Here is a 19,367-nt window from a genome sequence, read left to right on the forward strand (position 1 = left end):
CAGAATCCCCCTTATCAGCTTTTTTCCTTCTTGCTTTGATGTAATCTTACTTTATAGATAATAAGTATAAGCGCAGCTACAATAAGTCCTTCTGCTACGGGAAGTCCAATACCGAAAAAGGCAAGCGGCATACACCCGATTATTAAGAATAAATAGATTACTGCTGACTTTAACGGCGGCAATTTTTTGGCGAATCCTAATTTAAAAACAATGATACTTAATAAAGTAATGATCAAATATAAAAGCAGAAAAGCTCTGACAGGGTCGTTTTCGATCCCTAACAGCAATGCCATAGAAGATGAATCTTCCCCTGTCGCTTTCATGATTTCTTGTTCTTCCACGATTCCCACTCCCGGTCGTTAAAGAATTCGTTTAGCCTTGAGCAAGTTTCTTTTTCTTCTCTACTCTTTCACGTTCGTTCTTATCTAAGATCTTTTTACGCAGACGAATGCTCTCAGGAGTTACTTCACAATACTCATCATCATTCAAGTATTCCAGCGCTTCCTCAAGAGTCATGATACGAGGTTTTTTCATTGTTACGGTTTGATCTTTGTTAGCAGATCGCATATTTGTCATCTGTTTTACTTTAACAATGTTCACCGTAATATCGTTTTCACGAGTATGCTCCCCAACGATCATACCCATGTAAACTTCTGTACCTGGTTCAATAAAGATTGTACCACGGTCTTCAACGCCCATGATTCCGTATTGAGATGCTTTACCATTCTCCATAGATACCAGTACACCCTGACGGCGGCCGCCAACATTTCCTGCAACCATTGGCTTATAGCTGTCAAATGTATGGTTTAAAATTCCATATCCACGTGTTTGTGTTAAGAATTCCGTTGTGTAGCCGATTAATCCGCGAGCAGGTACCATGAACTCTAGACGCACTTGTCCTGATCCGTTGTTGACCATATTCAGCATTTCACCTTTACGGTCTCCAAGTGATTCCATGATTGCCCCTGTGTATTCTTCAGGGATATCGATCTGAACTCGCTCAACCGGCTCACATTTCACGCCATCAATTTCACGAACGATAACTTCAGGTTTTGAAACTTGAAGTTCAAATCCTTCACGACGGAGGTTTTCAATCAAGATAGAAAGATGCAGCTCACCACGGCCAGAAACCGTCCAAACATCTGGTGAATCTGTGTTCTCCACACGTAAACTTACGTCAGTTTCTAATTCAGCCATCAAACGTTCTTCAATTTTACGGCTAGTTACCCATTTGCCTTCACGACCTGCAAATGGAGAGTTGTTTACTAAGAATGTCATCTTAAGTGTTGGCTCATCAATACGAAGAACAGGAAGGGCTTCTTCTTGACCTTCAGGACATACTGTTTCACCAACGTTAATCTCTTCCATTCCGGAAACGGCAATCAGATCTCCAGCTTTTGCTTCTTCAATTTCAATACGTTTCAAACCTAAGAAACCGAAAAGTTTTGTTACACGGAACTTCTTTACAGAACCATCTAGTTTCATAAGTGATACCGCTTGTCCTACTTTGATCGTTCCACGGAATACACGTCCAATTCCGATACGGCCCAAATAGTCATTGTAGTCAAGCATCGTAATTTGGAACTGAAGCGGATCTTCACTGTTATCCACAGGTGCAGGGATCGTGTCAATAATTGTATCAAGCAGCGCGGTCATATCTTCATCCTGCTTGCTTGGATCCATAGAAGCTGTTCCTTTTAATGCGGATGCATAAACAACTGGGAATTCAAGCTGATCTTCTTCTGCGCCAAGATCGATGAATAGATCGATTACTTCATCTACTACTTCTTCTGGACGAGCAAAATCGCGGTCAATCTTGTTTACTACAACGATTGGTGTTAACTTTTGCTCAAGTGCTTTTTTCAGTACGAAACGAGTTTGAGGCATACATCCTTCGTATGCATCTACTACTAAAAGAACACCATCAACCATTTTCATGATACGTTCCACTTCGCCACCGAAGTCAGCGTGTCCTGGTGTATCCATGATGTTAATGCGTTTGTCGTTATAGTTAATTGCTGTATTTTTGGCAAGGATCGTGATTCCACGCTCTCTTTCTAAATCGTTGGAATCCATTGCTCGTTCGTGTACTTGTTCGTTTTCACGAAACGTTCCTGATTGATGTAAAAGCTTATCAACCAATGTAGTTTTACCGTGGTCAACGTGGGCAATGATTGCTATATTACGTAAATCATCTCTTAAGTTCAAATGTATTCTCTCCTTATATCCTATCTCTTTTTCCTATTTTTTTGCTCTCTTTTTTGTTCAACTTGACTATTATATCACAAATTTGTTGAAAGGCTTTTTCTTTTTATGTAAATTCGGTACACTTACAATATAGTATAGACAAGTTTTTGTCGTGGAGGTCATCATGAATATTATTTTCTTCATCATTGCATTTTTAACCGCATTAGCCATTTGCGGAATCGGAATTGCCATCGGTGAAAAAAGCTGGATCATTGCGGCTATTTCCATCGTTTCAGTCTTTATCTTAATGGGATATGGGTTTTCTCTAAAGAAAAAACAAAGAGAGCGTTCAGAATGAATGCTCTCTTTCTCTTTGGCTATTCGGTTAAATGGTCGACTAGCTCTCTATGCAAACCAGGTTTAGCCGCCAGTATGCTATTTTGTTCAAGGAGCTGAACAGGCTGGCCGTCTGTTCGAGTTACAACTCCTCCAACTTCATTTAAAAGGATTAGACCTGCCGCAAAATCCCATGGTGATAATCTCATTGTCATGTATGCATCCAATTTGCCTGAAGCGACATATGCAAGTTCGATTGCAGCTGAGCCATATGAGCGGGTTCCTCGTGAATTTCGGACGATGTTTTGTACATTTTCATGATTCACCCGTCTGTTCGGACCTGCCCATGTAGCATTAACTCCGATAACTGCTTCAGAAAGTGTCACTTCCTGTAGACATGGCAATTTCTTCTCGTTTAAATAAGCCCCTTCTCCTTTTTTTGCAAAGTAAAGGTTACTTCCGCCTACATCATAGATTAAACCCATCTTTCCTTCGCCGTTTTCATATATACCGATCGATATTGCAAAATTGGATTGTTGATGGATAAAGTTAGTCGTACCATCAATTGGATCAATAATCCAGATGATACCCGATTTGTCTTGGACTTGATCACCGTATCCTTCCTCACCAAGTACTTTGTGAATAGGAAACGTATTTTGTATTTTATTAATAAAAAACTTTTCAATGCTTTTATCCATATCTGTAACAAGATCAGCGATATGTGATTTATATGTAATCGTTAACGTATTCTCAAAGGAATCCTTTAATAATTGAGCTGCTTCAAGTGTCCATGTTTTGAGATGCTCCTCAACTTTATTCCATTCCTCTTTTTTCATGTGATCACTCCTTGCGTTTCCTATTAGTATATGTCAAATTCAAGTTCTTCACAAAAAAACGAACCATCCGTTCATGATGGATTCGTTCTTCCTATCCGCTATCTGTTTGAATCATGCTTCTAATCTCACGAGCTCCAGCCTTAATCGTTCGAGCTTTCGCTTAGATTCATTGATTTGTTTTTGGTCTTTTGATTTTAAAGCATCAAACAAAGTAGCTAATTCGTAATCAATCTCAAGTCTTAAAACTGGAATTCTTCTTTCTGCATCCGTTCTTTTTAAGGTATTCATTACTTGTTTCATATCACCGGCACATCCTTTCTTTTCTCGTTTTATTCGTTTATTTATTTTATGAATGACTGATGTATAGTGAAACGGCACTTTACTGAATCTAATGCAAACATTTTTTTAAAAGTCAATTAGTATGATAAACTTCTTTGTAGCAATTGATAATCAGGAGGAAATTTTCATGACATTCAATGGATTTAATACCCAAGATTTTAATGTTTTCCAGACCAATGGCCTCGAAGAGCGTATGGACCAAATTATTAATCAGATACGGCCGAAGCTTGAGGCACTTGGAAATAAATATGCCGAGGAACTTACTGCTTTAACTGGAGAAGAGATGTTTTATCATGTAGCTAAACATGCTAGAAGGACAGTAAATCCTCCAAAGGATACATGGGTTGCTTTTGCTCCAAATAAACGAGGGTACAAGATGCTCCCACATTTTCAAATTGGACTTTGGGAAACACACGTTTTTATCTGGTTTGCATTGATTTATGAATCACCAATCAAGGATTCTTACGGTAAAGTTTTTCTAAAGAAAATCAATAAAATCAAAAAGAGCATTCCTAATGACTTTGTTTGGTCTGATGATCATATGAAACCAGAAAGTTATACTCATCGCGAGGTCAAAAAAGAACGATTAGAAGAAATGGCAATCCGCCTTAGCACTGTAAAAAAAGCGGAATTGCTTTGCGGCGTTCGCGTTGAAAAAGACGAAGCTGTAAAGATGAGTGAAGATGACTGGTATGACCGTATTAATGAAACCTTTAAAACTCTCTTACCCCTTTATAACCTAAAGAAAATACTGTAATCAAAAATAGTGGCATGAAGCAGATGTTTAGCTGCTTCTTACCACTAGTATATTGCCGTACAACTTAAATGTATGGGTATGTATCACTATTGTTAGAAAAGTGTTAGAAAACCTTGTTTAATTTATGTTGAACCGTTTCCGCTTCTTTTTTTATCTGCTGAAACAATTCTTCTACGCTCGGTATATCTTTTATCCTTCCAATGACTTGCCCAGCCCAGCCAAATCCTTCATCAATATTTCCTTCATATATAAATTTCTGATTTGCTTCTCCGCTTATATATTCCTTTAAATGATCGTACGTTCCATTTTTTTGTTCTTCTTCTAAAATTCTTAATGCAAAGTCAGTCCGCAAGGTTCTCCCCGGCATACCTAGCTTTCTTTTGATAACAACTGTATCCAGTTCAGAACTTTCTACGATCAATCTTTTGTAATAAGGATGTGCATGAACACATTCCTTCGTTGCAATAAATCTTGTTCCCATTTCAATACCTTCTGCTCCAAGAGCAAGGGCTGCCATCAACCCTTTACCATCCCCAATACCACCTGAACCAATAACCGGGATAGACAAACTCTCAGCTACTTGCGGAATTAAGACAAAAGTTCCTGTATCTTCCTTTCCGATATGTCCTCCGCCTTCTTGACCTACCGCCATTACAGCATCTGCTCCTAATTGTTCTGCTTTTAAAGCTTGTCGTTTACTGGAGACCAGGACAAGCACTTTAATAGCCGTACTTTTTAGACGATCAAGAACTGGAGCTGGGTTCCCTCCAGTTATGGTAATGACTTCAACACCCTCTTCAATAGCAGTCTCCAGCATGTCTTCATATGACCTGCCATGCTGACCAATCGCAAAATTCACTCCAAAAGGACGAGAAGTCAGCCTTTTCGTTTTCTGAATCTCTTTTCTTAGTGCATCACGATCAGGAAGTGACATGGCTGTTATCTGTCCCAATCCTCCTGCATTAGAAACCGCTGATGCAAGTTCTGAATAAGCTAAGTAAGCTAAACCTCCTTGTATAATAGGAAGTTCAATATTCAATAATTCCGTTATTCTTGTCTTCAATTCAATTCCTCCCTGAAAATTAAATCATTTACTTACATCTTCATGCATTTTCTGTTATACTTCTTTTGTTTTATAAATTAATAATAACAACTAATCGTTCAAGATAGATGAGGTGTATTATAAATTGTCTCAACACGAAACTCCTTTATTTACTGGTTTGCGTGAACACGCAAACAAAAACCCGCTTCAGTTTCACATTCCCGGTCACAAAAAAGGACAAGGAATGGATGAAGAATTTAAAAATTTTATTGGAACTAACGCTCTATCCATCGATTTAATTAATATCACACCACTTGATGACCTGCATCATCCAAAAGGTATGATCAAAAAAGCCCAAGCTTTAGCAGCACAAGCGTTTGGAGCAGATCATACATTCTTCTCTGTTCAAGGGACAAGCGGAGCCATCATGACGATGATCATGTCGGTGGTATCGCCTGGCGACAAGATTCTTGTACCGAGAAACGTTCATAAGTCCATTATGACTGCCATCGTTTTTTCAGGTGCAACTCCAATCTTTATTCATCCTGAGATTGACGCTGAATTAGGCATCTCGCATGGAATAACTCCAGATAGTGTTGAAAAAGCATTGAAGCAGCATCCTGATGCAAAAGCAGTACTTGTTATCAACCCTACTTATTTTGGTTTTGCAGCAGATCTAAAAGGCATCGTAGATATAGCTCATCGTTTCAATGTACCTGTGCTTGTAGATGAAGCACATGGTGTGTTGATCCATTTTCATGATCACATGCCGTTGTCAGCTATGCAAGCTGGAGCAGATATGGCTGCAACAAGTGTCCATAAATTAGGGGGATCTTTAACAGGTAGTTCAATTCTAAATGTTAAAGAAGGACTTGTCTCGCCTGAGCGTGTACAAACCATCTTAAGCATGATGACTACCACATCGACATCATATATTCTTCTGGCTTCACTAGATGCTGCTCGCAGGCGTCTAGCCACAGAAGGATATACGCTAATTGAAAAAACGATCCGCCTAGCCAATGAAACGAGAGCGAAGATAAACGAAATCCCTAATCTTTATTGTGTGGGTGAAGAAAAGCTAGGCACATCTGCAACATTTGATTATGACCCATCAAAGCTCTTAATATCTGTAAAAGATTTAGGGATTACAGGGTATGAGGCAGAAACCTGGCTTCGAATTAGATACAACATAGAAGTTGAGTTATCTGATCTGTATAACATATTGTGTCTGATCACAACAGCCGATCATGAAAAAGATACAATGATTCTTGTTCAAGCCTTAACAGAGCTTGCAGAAGAAAAAGCTTCTTCTAAGAATGAAGAAATAAAATCATTGCCCGTACATGTTCCAGATATTCCTGTACTTGCACTCTCACCACGTGATGCATTCTATGCAAACACTGAGAGTGTTCTGTTTGAAGAGTCAGCAGGAAGAATTATCGCCGAGTTTGTCATGGTCTACCCGCCAGGGATTCCGATCTTTATTCCCGGTGAGATTATTACAAAAGAGAACCTGGACTACATTAAGGAAAACCTTGAAGCAGGTCTACCTGTTCAAGGACCAGAAGATGCAGAGTTAAAGTATTTAAAAGTTATTAAAGAACAAGTTGCTATTCGCTAACAAAAAAAGAAGACCTTTTCAGGTCTTCTTTTTTACTTTTCTAATTTAGCTTGCTCTTGGCAATGTGGACATTTGTTAGAATACAATGTAGTTACTTTTTCCTCTTCAAAATGTTCTATTGTTGTCTCACACGTTTGGCAAATGATTACTCCCATCCGTTCCATCTCCCTTCACATTTTGAAAGCGTTTACTTTTATATTTATATATTATTATGTCACATTTAGTTTGTCAACACATTTAGTATGACACATTAATAAAATGTGTGCATCAATCATATTGTTCGATAACAGGAATATTCGGGACGGCTTCTTCGAAGAAAAGAGCTAGATCTTCTGCTTCCTTCATCGTTTTAATATGGAAAACCTGCTTAATATACTCCAGATTTCGCATATCATTTGAATCTAGCAACGCTGATCTCCCTGTTTGCATACAAACAACCAAAGGCTTACCAAAAAACATGTTCGTATAGACTATACCGAAATCATACCTAACAGCTTCAGTTGTAAACCCTACAAATCTTACCTTAACGGACTCACTCTCGTCATACAATTTTTCAAACCATTCCATAATACCCCTCCTCGTATGATTTTACTGTTCATCGATCGGGTCATTATACCTTCATTTTTTTCAATTAGGCATACTACTAGAACTGTAAATGAATGTAAGAGCAATTCCCGTTATTTTCTCTAAATAAACCTATATTTTCAAAATCTTCTTAAAATATGTTACACTATTCTATGTATAGGTTACATTAAAAATGACAAAATGGAGTGAGTTACATTGTCTCTAAATGCTTATATAAAGCTTGTTCCTGCATCTGAAAAACAAGTAATCTCGGTAGAAGAAGTAAAAGACATGCTCATCTATTATCGTTCCATAACCGCAAAAACAGGTGAACAGTTATCTTGGGGCTATTCTGAAGCCGCTTTCCCTTACACAATTGAAGAAAAAGAAGAAGCTGATGGTGATTGGTTCTATTTAAAAGGCATAGATCCAAGGAAAAATAAGTATATCCTAATTGGTGTCGGTGCAGAGAAAGAAGCTGAATCAGAAGAAAAATCAAATTATATTCAAGTCTCTTTAACGGATATTTCGACACACGGGGATAAAGGAAAAGCCAATGAGTTTTGTAAGTTTTTAGCTTCAAAACTTAAAGGGGAACTTCATCTTTTTAACGGCAGGGTCATGTACTATTATCCTAAGAAATAAGGTTTAGTTAGCTTACAAGAATGCTCTTCCCCCAACATAAACGATTGTTAAAAGAACAGTTATTTGCAATGCTGAGCTTTTATTTGAAATCAACCGCTGAGATACGAGCAGGTTAAAATATGAAAACATCACTAATAATACTGTTTCATAAAAGCTATGATCATGGTGAGAAAGATAAAGAACAAAGGAATATCCACTCCACATGATGATATGGATTAGCACACAAAGTAATACTTTCATCTCGTCCTCCAGGTACATGTCTATAATAAATGGTATGAGATGTTTTGTAATATATGATTGCGCGCAAAAACCCCATGTAAGCCTTTTTAGGCTACATGGGGTTTAGTTATAATTATTTTACGATATGAACAGGTAGTCCGATTGCTACTTCAGCTGCTTCCATAGAAATCTCACCAAATGTTGGATGAGCGTGAATTGTCATTGCAATGTCTTCAGCAGTCATACCTGCTTCAATTGCCAATCCAAGTTCAGCAATCATATCTGATGCATTTCCACCAGCAATTTGTGCTCCTAGAACTAATCCATCTTCTTTGCGAGTGATGAGTTTCATGAAACCATCGGTTTCGTTCATAGATAGAGCGCGTCCGTTAGCTGCAAATGGGAACTTAGAAGCTTTAACGTCAAATCCAGCTTCTTTAGCTGATTTTTCATCATAACCTACTGTTGCAAGTTCTGGATCTGTGAATACAACAGCCGGAATTGCCATGTAATCAATCTCAGAAGCATGTCCAGAGATTACTTCTGCAGCCACTTTTCCTTCATAAGAAGCTTTGTGAGCAAGTGCTGGACCTTCAACTACATCACCGATCGCATAGATGCCGCTGATGTTTGTTTGAGCTTTCTTGTTGATCTTGATCAGACCGCGTTCAGTCATTTCAACACCAACTTGCTCAAGACCTAATTCTTCCGTGTTTGGACGGCGTCCAACTGTTACTAATACGTAATCTGCTTCAAATGTTTTGGACTCACCTTTGATCTCAGCAGTTACTGTTACTCCGTCTTTAGTTTCTTCTACGCCTTTAGCCATTGCTTCAGTGAATACTTCTACATTGCCCTTTTTCTTCAGACGCTTAGAAACCACTTGGCTCATTTGCTTTTCAAAACCTGGAAGGATCTGTTTGCTTCCTTCAAGTATTGTTACTTCCGTACCGAAGTTAGCATAAGCTGTTCCTAGTTCCATTCCGATATATCCGCCGCCGATTACTACCATCTTCTTAGGAATTTCTTTAAGTGCTAATGCACCAGTAGAAGAAATTACACGGTCGCTCCACTTGAATCCAGGGATCTCGATCGGACGAGAACCTGTAGCGATTATTGCATTTTTAAACGTATAAGTTTGAGAGTTTTTCTCGTCCATGATACGTACAGTGTTTTCGTTTACGAAATAAGCTTCACCACGGATGATCTCAACTTTATTTCCTTTTAGCAATCCTTCAACACCGCCAGTAAGCTTCTTAACGATGCCCGCTTTCCAGTCTTGAACTTTACTGAAATCGACTGTTACGTTATCTACGGTAATCCCCATGTCTTCTGAGTGATTAGCATGTTCTACACGGTGACCTGCATTAATTAAAGCTTTTGATGGAATACAACCAACGTTCAAACAAACGCCGCCCATTTCTGCCTTTTCCGCAATAGCCACTTTTTGTCCTAATTGTGCTGCGCGGATCGCAGCTACATATCCCCCAGGACCTGAACCAATGACAAGTGTGTCTAACTCAATTGGAAAATCTCCTACTACCATCGAATTACGCCTCCATTACTAATAGTTGTGGATCGTTCAATAAACGCTTAATGTGATTCAATGCATTTTGAGCTGTTGCACCATCGATCAGACGGTGGTCAAAGCTTAGAGATAGTGCTAATACAGGAGCAACTGCAACTTCTCCGTTTTTAACAACTGCTTTTTCAGCAATACGGCCGATACCTAAGATGGCTACTTCTGGGTGGTTAATAACTGGTGTGAACCATTGGCCGCCAGCAGAACCGATATTTGTAATCGTGCAAGATCCGCCTTTCATCTCTTCACCTGACAGCTTACCATCACGTGCTTTAGTAGCTAGCTCATTGATTTCAGAAGAGATCTTGAAGATCGATTTACGATCAGCTTCTTTAACTACTGGTACCATTAAACCGTTATCTGTATCTGCTGCGATTCCGATGTTGTAATAGTGCTTGTATACGATTTCTTCGTTTGCATCATCGATGGATGCATTAAGCACAGGGAATTCGCGTAGTGCAGATGTTAATGCTTTTACCACGTATGGAAGATAAGTAAGCTTGATGCCTTTGTCCATAGCCACTTGCTTAAACTTCTTACGGTGTGCAACTAAATCTGTAACGTCCACTTCATCCATTAGTGTAACATGCGGAGCTGTATGTTTGGAATTAACCATCGCTTTAGAGATCGCTTTTCTGATTCCTTTGATCTTTTCACGAGTTTCCAGTTCCCCAGCTGGAATTGCTTTAGGAGCTTCTTTCTTCGCTTCTGCTTTTGGAGCTTCTTCAGCTTTTGTTGCTGCTGCAGCTTCCCCGCCGCCGCTTACGAATTTGTCGATATCTTCTTTAAGTACACGCCCATTGTCACCAGAACCTTGTACTTTACGGATATCTACTTCTTTTTCACGAGCATATTTTCGTACGGAAGGCATTGCGATTACACGCTTAGATTCATCAGCAGGTTCTTCTTTTGCTGTATCTTCACTCTTATCTGTTTTAGCTTCTTTTGCTTGATCTGCAGTAACATTTTTCTCTTCTTCAGCTTTGGGCTGTTCGGGAGCAGCATCGCTTCCGCCGTGAGCGTCTGCTGGAATTTCACCTTCTGCTTCGATTGTTACTAACACATCACCAACTACAGATACTGTTCCCTCATCTACTTTAACTTCTAGAATTTTACCGTCTACAGGAGATGGGATTTCTACAACAGCTTTATCGTTTTGAACTTCAAGCAGAATATCGTCTTCTTTAACAGTGTCTCCTGCTTTAACAAACCACTTTACGATTTCACCTTCGTGAATTCCTTCACCAATATCGGGAAGCTTAAATTCATATGCCACGACTAACGCCTCCTATAATGTTTCTATCTTTTTATCTAATGATGTGAAAGAGCTGAAAGAAATAGTCAATGTTGACTCTCCTTTCAGCTTACATTCAATTTAATTTTAGAAATTGTAGACTTTCTTTGCTTTCTCTACAATATCACGATGATCTGGAATCCAAACATCCTCAGCAGATGCAAATGGGAACACAGTATCAGGTGCAGCAACACGCAATACTGGTGCTTCTAAACTAAGAATAGCTCGGTCGTTGATTTCTGCTACAACGAACGCACCAATACCAGCTTGCTTTTGCGCTTCTTGAACAACGATTGCACGGCCTGTTTTTTCAACAGATGCAATGATTGTGTCAATATCAAGCGGACTGATTGTACGAAGGTCGATAACCTCAGCAGAGATTCCTTCTTTTTCAAGCTCTTCAGCAGCTTTTAATGAAGCGTGGACCATCGCACCGTATGTGATGATTGAAACGTCTTTTCCTTCACGTTTCACATCAGCTTTTCCAATTTCAATTGTGTACTCTTCCTCAGGCACTTCACCACGGAAAGAACGGTATAACTTCATGTGCTCCAAGTATACAACAGGGTCGTTATCACGAATTGCAGAGATCAATAGACCTTTAGCATCGTAAGGAGTTGATGGGATAACAACTTTAATACCCGGTGATTGATACATTAGACCTTCGAGGTTATCTGCATGCAATTCAGGTGTCTTAACTCCTCCGCCAAATGGAGAACGAATAGTAACTGGAGAGTTATACACTCCGCCAGAACGGTATCGCATACGAGCCATTTGAGCAACAACAGAATCCATTACTTCAAATACGAATCCGAAGAATTGGATTTCCATGACTGGACGGAATCCAGTAAGCCCTAGACCTAATGCAAGTCCCCCAATTCCAGACTCTGCAAGTGGAGTGTCAAATACACGGTCTTCACCAAATTCTTTTTGAAGTCCTTCAGTCGCACGGAATACTCCTCCGTTTTGACCTACATCTTCACCAAAAACAAGTACATTTTCATTGTTTTTCAATTCAGTGCGCATTGCGTCTGTAATTGCTTGGATCATGGTCATTTGAGCCATATTATTTCGACTCCTTTGCTGTATATTCTTCTAATTGTTCACGAAGGTTGTATGGAAGCTCTTCAAACATAAAGTTGATCAGATCAGTTACTTTTTGTTTCGGTGCTCCATCAGCTTTCTTAATAGCCGCTTTAATATCTTCCTTCGCTTCTTCAACTACTTTATTCTCTTGATCTTCAGACCAAAGATTTTTCTTTTCTAAGAACTTGCGGAAGCGAACTAATGGATCTTTCTTTTCCCACTCGTCATCCAACTCTTTTGTACGGTAACGTGTAGGGTCGTCTCCTGCCATTGTATGAGGCCCATAACGGTAAGTTAAAGTCTCGATCAATGTAGGACCGTCTCCAGCAATTGCACGCTCACGAGCTTGTTGTGTTGCAGCATAAACAGCAAGTACATCCATTCCATCTACTTGAATGCCTTCAATACCAGCTGCAACTGCTTTTTGAGCAATTGTTTTTGCAGCAGATTGCTTCTCAACTGGAACAGAGATTGCGAAGCGGTTGTTTTGAACAACAAAGATTGTGTTGGCGCCATATGCACCAGCAAAGTTTAGTCCCTCGTAGAAGTCACCTTGAGAGGCTCCACCGTCACCTGTGTAAGTGATACAAACATTTTTCTTACCGTTCTTCTTTAATCCAAAACCAACACCAGCTGCTTGAATGATCTGAGCACCGATGATGATTTGCGGCATTAACACATTAACACCTTCAGGGATCTGTCCGCCTTGGAAATGTCCGCGAGAATATAAGAATGCTTGATATAATGGAAGACCGTGGAAAACGATCTGTGGAATATCACGGTAACCAGGAAGAATCCAGTCTTCTTTGTCTAAAGCAAATTGAGTTCCAAGCATAGAAGCTTCTTGTCCTGCTACTGGTGCATAGAAACCAAGACGTCCTTGTCTGTTTAAAGAGATTGCACGCTGATCCCAAATACGAGTGTAAACCATGCGGCGCATTAATTCTTGCAGTTGCTCATCAGACAATTTCGGCATTGCTGATTCGTTAACTACTTCTCCATCTTCGGAAAGAATCTGAAACGTTTCAAATTGATCTTGTACAGCATCAATTGTTTTCGTCATGAAAAGTCACCTCTTCCTTTCTTTTACCCTGTCAATTTTACCTGATCTTAAAAACACACACATATTTAATAGGTTGTCCAAAGTGAACCATTTTTAAGACAGGTTTATATTATTAAAAGGCTATTAGGTATACCTTTTTGTACCCATACAAGTTTTCCCTTGTGTACAAGAGCTAAACCATCTGGCGGCATCCTAACTGTATTACTATTTTATGTAACTAGAGTAACACAACAATCCTTTTCACGTAAAATAGTTTACACCAGCCGATAAAGACAGTCAATCTATAGGATTAATATAGTAGAAACAACTTAACGATTTATCACAATTTAAACTATGAACTGTAAAATATAGAACTGTTTCATATCCAAAACCCATCTGTATTAGTCATTATTCTACCATCACATTTCAACTATTTACTTTTGTTTTAACTGAAATAAACAATAAAATTCATATTCCCGTTCTTTTTTATTAAAAATCCTCTATGTTATGATAAGAGGAGATTAAGATTTAGTTAAAAGTTTATAAGCACGGAGGTTTTGCTTGTGTTAACCATGAAAGATATCGTACGAGAAGGACACCCTGTTTTAAGACAAAAAGCTGTCGTGGTAACATCTCCTTTTTCTGAAGAAGATGTAAAGATTGCTGAACAACTACTGGAGTTTGTGAAAAACAGTCAAGATCCTGAGATTGCTGCCAAATATAATCTGAGACCTGGAATTGGATTAGCAGCACCACAAATAGGCGTTTCAAAACGGATATTTGCATTCCATGTAACAGATGAGAGCGGTAACCTTTACAGTTATGCTTTATTAAACCCTAAAATTATCAGTCACTCCGTTCAGATGACTTATTTAGATGGAGGAGAAGGCTGCTTATCTGTCGACAGAGACGTACCTGGTTTTGTACCACGTTATGCAAAAATAACAGCAAAAGGTTTTACACCTGACGGTTCGGAAGTAGAACTTAAATTAAAAGGTCTTCCAGGGATTTGTTTTCAGCATGAATTAGATCATTTAGACGGCATCATGTTTTATGACCGAATCAATGAAAAACAGCCTTTTGAACCGCCTGCAAACTCTGCTGTTCTTCGTTAAAAAGAAAAAATGACTCAAGGGATGCAATGAACATCCTTTTGAGTCATTTTTTCTTATTAAAGCTCACTTATTAAAGAAATTATTATTAACTTAGTGTTTATGCCGTTCGGTCTTGTTTTATTTTTAAGGCATTTGTCCGTTTTTTCTTACTTGTTAAATAAACGCCAGCAAAAATGAATAAAAGACCTAAATATGCAATCGGTGGAACTTTTTCATTTAATAACACACTTCCCCAAAATACAGCAGATACGGGTACAAGATATGTTACGAGTGTAGCAAACTCCGCTGAACCCGCTGAAATCATATAATAATACAAAAGATAAGCTAGACCTGAACCAAAAATACCAAGGCCAATTAAAGAGAGGATTATGTTTTGACCAAGAACACTCTCTGGCATACTCCACCCTCCCGTAAACAACATCATTATCCCGCTAAACATTGAACCTGCTAAAAGTGTCGTAGAAGCTGTAATCCAAACAGTGGTATTCTGCAGATGTTTTTTTGCGTACTGTGAACTGTACCCATAACAGCATGTGGCTGTCAGCATTAATACAAAACCTAATAGGAGTTGATTCTGTGTAAGTCCTGGTGCGTCAATATCCATCAGCAAAAGAATACCGATAAAACCAATGATAACTCCGATCCACTGCTTCCATTCCATTTTAACAGAGAAAAAGAATACACCCATCATAGATGTCCAAATCGGTGTTGTTGCATTAAGGATAGCTGTATAACCGCTGTCTAAAAATGTTTCACTCCAAGCGATAAGTCCCCACGGTATCCCCGCATTTAAAAAACCTACTATTGCTAACTGTTTAACGGGAAGCGATCTCCAACTCACTGTTTGCCTGCTTAATAGAAATAGTGGAATAATCGTTATAATTCCAAGCAAACAACGGATGAACACGATTTGCCACGGATCAAAAACACCTAGTAATACCTTTATAAACAAAAAAGACATTCCCCAGATCAGACTCAAAACAAATAGTGCTGAATAAAGTTTCATAAATGTTCCCCCTTACAAGATAAGTCCGGCATCCAAAAATGTCACAAATTCCCTCTAAAAATTCGGTTTCAGATTACACATACTATGTAATAAAAAATGAAACGGAGGGTAATAAATGAAGATGAGAATGCGCTTATTAAAGAAATTAAGGAAATGGGTAAAGCAGCAGAATAATAACGGCAAACTGATTCTTAACTAAGTAATCATTTAAGACTACAGTCATTATAAGGGATTTTCCCTTACCTATAACAGTTATTATTTTTCTATTTTCATCGGTCTTAGCACGATCCGTAATGAAAAAACATGAAAAACATGTCACTTTACTTTATAATAGGACAAAGAAACTCAAAAACTACAGACCGGTAAGGAGACATGAAACATGATTTTTAAAGTATTTTTTCAAACTAGCTTAACTGAGGTTCCTGTGCGCGAACATACTCAAACAGTTTATGTGGAAGCGGAAACAATTAATGACGTGCGTAAAAAACTTGCTGACCGCAAGTACAACATTGAGTACATACAAGAAATTAACGGTAAATTTCTTGAGTACGAAAAAGAAACGAATTCATTGGAATTGGAGAATGTATAATTTATGAAATTTGTAAAAAACCATCAAGCCGCCGTATTTGCACTTGGCGGTTTAGGAGAAATCGGTAAAAATACGTATGCCGTTCAATTTCAAGATGAGATCATCTTAATAGACGCAGGAATCAAATTTCCAGAAGACGAGCTTTTGGGCATTGATTATGTAATACCTGACTATACGTACCTTGTTAAAAATGAAGATAAAATTAAAGGTCTATTCATCACACATGGTCACGAAGATCATATCGGCGGTATCCCTTATCTATTAAGACAAGTTAATATTCCGATCTATGGAGGTAAACTTGCACTTGCACTTATCAAGAACAAACTCGAAGAACATGGTTTACTTCGCCGAGCACAATTGTACGAAATTACTGAAGATGATGTGATCAAATTCAGAAAAACATCAGTGAGCTTCTTCAGGACGACACACAGCATTCCTGACGCATATGGACTTGTCGTAAAAACACCTCCTGGCAACATCGTTCATACAGGTGATTTTAAGTTTGACTTTACGCCTGTTGGTGAACCAGCAAACTTAACAAAAATGGCTGAGATCGGAAAAGAAGGCGTACTCTGCTTGCTTTCTGATTCCACAAACAGTGAAGTTCCTGGCTTTACATTATCAGAAAGACGTGTTGGCGAAAGCATACAGGATATCTTTAGAAAGATGGAAGGAAGAGTGATATTTGCTACCTTCGCATCAAATATTCATAGATTGCAGCAAGTTGTTGAAGCATCTGTTGCAAACAACCGTAAGATCGCAGTATTCGGCCGCAGTATGGATTCAGCCATTACAGTTGGACAAGAACTTGGATTTATTAAAGCACCTAAAAATACATTTGTAGATGCGAACCAGATCAACCGTCTGCCTGATAACCAAGTAACTATCCTCTGTACCGGGAGCCAAGGTGAACCAATGGCCGCCCTGTCGAGAATCGCAAATGGCACGCACAGACAAATTCAAATCATTCCTGGAGATACAGTCGTATTTTCTTCCTCACCTATCCCAGGAAATGCACTAAGTGTAAGTAAGACAATCAACCAATTATATCGTGCAGGTGCCGAAGTTATTCATGGCTCACTTAATGATATCCATACTTCTGGACATGGTGGCCAGCAAGAGCAAAAACTGATGCTTCGTTTAATGAAGCCTAAATTCTTCATGCCAATCCATGGTGAGTACAGAATGCTGAAGATGCATACTAAACTTGCTTCTGACTGTGATGTTCCTGCTCAAAACTCATTTGTTATGGATAATGGTGAAGTATTGGCCCTTTCACAAAACGAGGCGATGATCGCTGGGAAAATTCCTTCTGGCTCTGTCTATGTAGATGGCAGCGGGATTGGAGATATCGGAAACATCGTCCTTCGTGACCGTAAAATCCTTTCTGAAGAAGGACTAGTTGTTGTCGTAGTGAGCATGGACATGAAAGAGTTTAAAATTGAAGCCGGCCCAGATATCATTTCACGTGGTTTTGTTTACATGCGTGAATCCGGCGATTTAATCCATGATGCCCAAAGCTTATTATCTAAGCATCTTGAGACAATTATGAATGAAAAGAGAACGACTCAATGGTCCGAAATTAAAAATGAAATTACAGACACATTGGCACCCTTCCTTTATGAGAAAACGAAAAGGCGTCCTATGATCCTTCCGATCATCATGGAAATTTAATAACTATAACAAAAACCGTTCCCTTTTCAGGGTAACGGTTTTTTTATTCTTCATTTGCCATTTGTTTTTCCAGGCGATTGATATCCTTGTCTCCGCCGATTACAATTAAAACATCTCCCTGGCGGATCGACTGGTCAGCCTGTGGTGATACAAAGATTTCTCTGCCTCTTTTCACAGCTACCACGTTACAGCCGAACCTCGCTCGGATATCAAGTTGAATCAATGATTTCCCATCCATCTTTTGCGTGGCAACCAGTTCAACGATACTATGTTCATCCGACAACTCCAAATAATCCAAAACATTGTTTGAAACGATTTGGTGAGCTATCCGCACACCCATATCGCGCTCCGGATGAATGATCTTATCTGCTCCGATCTTTTTCAGCACTTTTTCATGATAGTCGTTTTGGGCTTTTACTGTTATTTTTTCAACGCCCATTTCTTTCAAAATCAGTGTTGTAAGTATGCTGGACTGAAGGTTATCTCCAATTGCCACTACAACATGTTGAAAATTTCGGATACCCAGACTCTTTAATACACCTTCGTCCGTTGAATCAGCTATGACCGCATGTGTCACTATATTAGAAAATTCGTTTACTCTATCTTCATCTATATCAATAGCTAAGACTTCCATTCCTTGATCTGATAAAGCTTTGCACATACTTCCGCCAAAGCGCCCTAGACCGATAACAGCAAATTGCTTCTTCAACCTCTTCACTCCAATCCCTTACGTTATAGCCTTATTTTACCACAAAATTGAATTCTTCTAATCTAATCATGAAGCATAATATGTATAAAAATTTGAAAAGTTTTTATTATTGCAAAAATAACCCAAGAGCATAGTCTTGGGTTATTGCATTAAAACTACTATTAAAATTATAGAGTCTTTTGTCCAGGCTTCCAGTTAGCTGGGCAAAGTCCGCCAGTTTGAAGAGCTTGAAGTACGCGTAATGTTTCTTCAACATCACGGCCGATGTTGTTATGGTTAACTACAGAATACATTAATTCTCCTTCTGGAGAAATAATGAACAATCCACGAAGAGCAATACCTTCTTCTTCGATTAGAACACCGTAGTCACGTGCAACAACGTGGTTTGTGTCAGCTGCTAATGCATAGTTTAACTCTCCAAGACCATTCATGTCACGTGGAGTGTTGATCCAAGCTTTGTGTGTGTGAATTGTATCAGTTGATACACCGATTACTTCTGCATCTAAGTCTTCAAACTCGTCATAGCGGTCGCTTAGAGAAGTAATTTCAGTTGGACATACGAATGTGAAATCCATTGGATAGAAGAAAAGTACTGTCCACTTATCGTTCTTCATGTTTTCTTCAAGGCTTACTTTTCCAAATTCTTTATTTGGTAATACTGCATCCATTTCAAATCGAGGTGCTTGTTTTGCTACCATACGTTCTGCCATAGGTAAAATTCCCT

Annotated in this window: 22 protein-coding genes; 7 read left to right on the plus strand and 15 right to left on the minus strand. The window is 38.8% G+C overall.

Going from position 1 to position 19,367, the window contains the following annotated elements; all coding sequences use genetic code 11:
• Positions 1-14: 14 nt before the first annotated feature.
• On the minus strand, positions 15-293 hold the full coding sequence (locus IEV52_RS12285) for a YlaH-like family protein (RefSeq protein WP_229754344.1): 279 nt from the start codon (positions 291-293) through the stop codon (positions 15-17).
• A gap of 79 nt (positions 294-372) precedes the next feature.
• On the minus strand, positions 373-2,208 hold the full coding sequence (typA, locus tag IEV52_RS12290) for a translational GTPase TypA (protein ID WP_188402817.1): 1,836 nt from the start codon (positions 2,206-2,208) through the stop codon (positions 373-375).
• Between the two features lie 163 nt (positions 2,209-2,371).
• Here typA and IEV52_RS12295 point away from each other — a divergent pair, with 163 nt between their 5' ends.
• The gene (locus IEV52_RS12295) at positions 2,372-2,545 is read left to right on the plus strand and encodes a DUF5325 family protein (RefSeq protein WP_188402818.1); all 174 of its coding nucleotides are present in this window, start codon (positions 2,372-2,374) and stop codon (positions 2,543-2,545) included.
• A gap of 19 nt (positions 2,546-2,564) precedes the next feature.
• On the opposite strand, the gene IEV52_RS12300 is transcribed toward IEV52_RS12295, so the two are convergent.
• Both IEV52_RS12300 and IEV52_RS12305 read right to left on the minus strand, forming a co-directional pair.
• On the minus strand, positions 2,565-3,359 hold the full coding sequence (locus IEV52_RS12300) for an inositol monophosphatase family protein (RefSeq protein WP_188402819.1): 795 nt from the start codon (positions 3,357-3,359) through the stop codon (positions 2,565-2,567).
• Between the two features lie 111 nt (positions 3,360-3,470).
• Entirely contained in the window at positions 3,471-3,659 is a 189-nt protein-coding gene (locus tag IEV52_RS12305; RefSeq protein ID WP_188402820.1) for a hypothetical protein, read from the minus strand.
• Positions 3,660-3,825: 166 nt separating this feature from the next.
• On the opposite strand from IEV52_RS12305, the gene IEV52_RS12310 reads away from it, so the two are divergent.
• Entirely contained in the window at positions 3,826-4,455 is a 630-nt protein-coding gene (locus IEV52_RS12310; protein ID WP_188402821.1) for a YktB family protein, read from the plus strand.
• A gap of 103 nt (positions 4,456-4,558) precedes the next feature.
• Here the strand turns inward: IEV52_RS12310 and IEV52_RS12315 are convergent, their stop codons facing one another.
• Positions 4,559-5,524 carry an NAD(P)H-dependent flavin oxidoreductase gene (locus IEV52_RS12315; protein WP_188403904.1) on the minus strand — a complete coding sequence of 322 codons (966 nt, stop codon included), beginning with the start codon at positions 5,522-5,524 and terminating at the stop codon, positions 4,559-4,561.
• Positions 5,525-5,642: 118 nt separating this feature from the next.
• Here IEV52_RS12315 and IEV52_RS12320 point away from each other — a divergent pair, with 118 nt between their 5' ends.
• Positions 5,643-7,118, plus strand: a complete 1,476-nt coding sequence (locus IEV52_RS12320; RefSeq protein ID WP_188402822.1) for an aminotransferase class I/II-fold pyridoxal phosphate-dependent enzyme — start codon at positions 5,643-5,645, stop codon at positions 7,116-7,118.
• 32 nt (positions 7,119-7,150) lie between these two features.
• Here the strand turns inward: IEV52_RS12320 and IEV52_RS12325 are convergent, their stop codons facing one another.
• Both IEV52_RS12325 and IEV52_RS12330 read right to left on the minus strand, forming a co-directional pair.
• Complete coding sequence (locus IEV52_RS12325; protein ID WP_373869417.1) at positions 7,151-7,282, minus strand: GapA-binding peptide SR1P; 132 nt, start codon at positions 7,280-7,282, stop codon at positions 7,151-7,153.
• 103 nt (positions 7,283-7,385) lie between these two features.
• On the minus strand, positions 7,386-7,685 hold the full coding sequence (locus tag IEV52_RS12330) for a DUF3055 domain-containing protein (RefSeq protein ID WP_188402823.1): 300 nt from the start codon (positions 7,683-7,685) through the stop codon (positions 7,386-7,388).
• Positions 7,686-7,898: 213 nt separating this feature from the next.
• Here IEV52_RS12330 and IEV52_RS12335 point away from each other — a divergent pair, with 213 nt between their 5' ends.
• On the plus strand, positions 7,899-8,327 hold the full coding sequence (locus IEV52_RS12335) for a DUF1885 family protein (RefSeq protein ID WP_188402824.1): 429 nt from the start codon (positions 7,899-7,901) through the stop codon (positions 8,325-8,327).
• 12 nt (positions 8,328-8,339) lie between these two features.
• On the opposite strand, the gene IEV52_RS12340 is transcribed toward IEV52_RS12335, so the two are convergent.
• The 5 genes from IEV52_RS12340 to pdhA form a co-directional block, all read right to left on the minus strand.
• Positions 8,340-8,567 carry a hypothetical protein gene (locus IEV52_RS12340; protein ID WP_188402825.1) on the minus strand — a complete coding sequence of 76 codons (228 nt, stop codon included), beginning with the start codon at positions 8,565-8,567 and terminating at the stop codon, positions 8,340-8,342.
• 112 nt (positions 8,568-8,679) lie between these two features.
• Positions 8,680-10,092 (minus strand): dihydrolipoyl dehydrogenase, encoded by a 1,413-nt coding sequence (gene lpdA, locus IEV52_RS12345; protein ID WP_188402826.1) that lies wholly within the window; start codon positions 10,090-10,092, stop codon positions 8,680-8,682.
• Positions 10,093-10,096: 4 nt separating this feature from the next.
• Positions 10,097-11,404 carry a dihydrolipoamide acetyltransferase family protein gene (locus IEV52_RS12350; RefSeq protein WP_188402827.1) on the minus strand — a complete coding sequence of 436 codons (1,308 nt, stop codon included), beginning with the start codon at positions 11,402-11,404 and terminating at the stop codon, positions 10,097-10,099.
• A gap of 105 nt (positions 11,405-11,509) precedes the next feature.
• A complete protein-coding gene (locus tag IEV52_RS12355; RefSeq protein WP_188402828.1) occupies positions 11,510-12,487 on the minus strand; it encodes an alpha-ketoacid dehydrogenase subunit beta in 978 nt (325 codons plus the stop codon).
• A 1-nt stretch (position 12,488) separates the two neighbouring features.
• Positions 12,489-13,571 (minus strand): pyruvate dehydrogenase (acetyl-transferring) E1 component subunit alpha, encoded by a 1,083-nt coding sequence (gene pdhA, locus IEV52_RS12360; RefSeq protein WP_188402829.1) that lies wholly within the window; start codon positions 13,569-13,571, stop codon positions 12,489-12,491.
• Positions 13,572-14,113: 542 nt separating this feature from the next.
• On the opposite strand from pdhA, the gene def reads away from it, so the two are divergent.
• Positions 14,114-14,665, plus strand: a complete 552-nt coding sequence (gene def, locus IEV52_RS12365) for a peptide deformylase (RefSeq protein WP_188402830.1) — start codon at positions 14,114-14,116, stop codon at positions 14,663-14,665.
• Positions 14,666-14,762: 97 nt separating this feature from the next.
• Here the strand turns inward: def and IEV52_RS12370 are convergent, their stop codons facing one another.
• Positions 14,763-15,671, minus strand: a complete 909-nt coding sequence (locus IEV52_RS12370) for a DMT family transporter (RefSeq protein ID WP_188402831.1) — start codon at positions 15,669-15,671, stop codon at positions 14,763-14,765.
• Between the two features lie 379 nt (positions 15,672-16,050).
• On the opposite strand from IEV52_RS12370, the gene IEV52_RS12375 reads away from it, so the two are divergent.
• Complete coding sequence (locus IEV52_RS12375; protein WP_066393272.1) at positions 16,051-16,260, plus strand: DNA-dependent RNA polymerase subunit epsilon; 210 nt, start codon at positions 16,051-16,053, stop codon at positions 16,258-16,260.
• Between the two features lie 3 nt (positions 16,261-16,263).
• Positions 16,264-17,934, plus strand: coding sequence for a ribonuclease J1 (gene rnjA / locus IEV52_RS12380; RefSeq protein WP_188402832.1), 1,671 nt, complete (start codon positions 16,264-16,266; stop codon positions 17,932-17,934).
• 43 nt (positions 17,935-17,977) lie between these two features.
• On the opposite strand, the gene IEV52_RS12385 is transcribed toward rnjA, so the two are convergent.
• Both IEV52_RS12385 and IEV52_RS12390 read right to left on the minus strand, forming a co-directional pair.
• Positions 17,978-18,643: a potassium channel family protein gene (locus tag IEV52_RS12385; protein WP_188402833.1), complete on the minus strand. Its 666-nt coding sequence runs from the start codon at positions 18,641-18,643 to the stop codon at positions 17,978-17,980.
• Positions 18,644-18,810: 167 nt separating this feature from the next.
• Positions 18,811-19,353 (minus strand): peroxiredoxin, encoded by a 543-nt coding sequence (locus IEV52_RS12390; protein ID WP_188402834.1) that lies wholly within the window; start codon positions 19,351-19,353, stop codon positions 18,811-18,813.
• Positions 19,354-19,367 lie beyond the last annotated feature (14 nt).

The sequence above is a fragment of the Fictibacillus barbaricus genome, from assembly GCF_014635025.1.
Classification (GTDB): Bacteria; Bacillota; Bacilli; order Bacillales; family Fictibacillaceae; genus Fictibacillus; species Fictibacillus barbaricus.

Excerpts from the sequence above, each read along its gene's own strand:
- IEV52_RS12285 (WP_229754344.1), bottom strand. The coding sequence starts at position 293 with ATGGCATTGCTGTTAGGGATCGAAAACGACCCTGTCAGAGCTTTTCTG.
- IEV52_RS12295 (WP_188402818.1), top strand. The coding sequence starts at position 2,372 with ATGAATATTATTTTCTTCATCATTGCATTTTTAACCGCATTAGCCATT.
- IEV52_RS12300 (WP_188402819.1), bottom strand. The coding sequence starts at position 3,359 with ATGAAAAAAGAGGAATGGAATAAAGTTGAGGAGCATCTCAAAACATGG.
- IEV52_RS12305 (WP_188402820.1), bottom strand. The coding sequence starts at position 3,659 with ATGAAACAAGTAATGAATACCTTAAAAAGAACGGATGCAGAAAGAAGA.
- IEV52_RS12310 (WP_188402821.1), top strand. The coding sequence starts at position 3,826 with ATGACATTCAATGGATTTAATACCCAAGATTTTAATGTTTTCCAGACC.
- IEV52_RS12325 (WP_373869417.1), bottom strand. The coding sequence starts at position 7,282 with ATGGAACGGATGGGAGTAATCATTTGCCAAACGTGTGAGACAACAATA.
- IEV52_RS12330 (WP_188402823.1), bottom strand. The coding sequence starts at position 7,685 with ATGGAATGGTTTGAAAAATTGTATGACGAGAGTGAGTCCGTTAAGGTA.
- IEV52_RS12340 (WP_188402825.1), bottom strand. The coding sequence starts at position 8,567 with ATGAAAGTATTACTTTGTGTGCTAATCCATATCATCATGTGGAGTGGA.
- lpdA (WP_188402826.1), bottom strand. The coding sequence starts at position 10,092 with ATGGTAGTAGGAGATTTTCCAATTGAGTTAGACACACTTGTCATTGGT.
- IEV52_RS12355 (WP_188402828.1), bottom strand. The coding sequence starts at position 12,487 with ATGGCTCAAATGACCATGATCCAAGCAATTACAGACGCAATGCGCACT.
- pdhA (WP_188402829.1), bottom strand. The coding sequence starts at position 13,571 with ATGACGAAAACAATTGATGCTGTACAAGATCAATTTGAAACGTTTCAG.
- IEV52_RS12370 (WP_188402831.1), bottom strand. The coding sequence starts at position 15,671 with ATGAAACTTTATTCAGCACTATTTGTTTTGAGTCTGATCTGGGGAATG.
- IEV52_RS12375 (WP_066393272.1), top strand. The coding sequence starts at position 16,051 with ATGATTTTTAAAGTATTTTTTCAAACTAGCTTAACTGAGGTTCCTGTG.
- rnjA (WP_188402832.1), top strand. The coding sequence starts at position 16,264 with ATGAAATTTGTAAAAAACCATCAAGCCGCCGTATTTGCACTTGGCGGT.
- IEV52_RS12390 (WP_188402834.1), bottom strand. The coding sequence starts at position 19,353 with ATGGCAGAACGTATGGTAGCAAAACAAGCACCTCGATTTGAAATGGAT.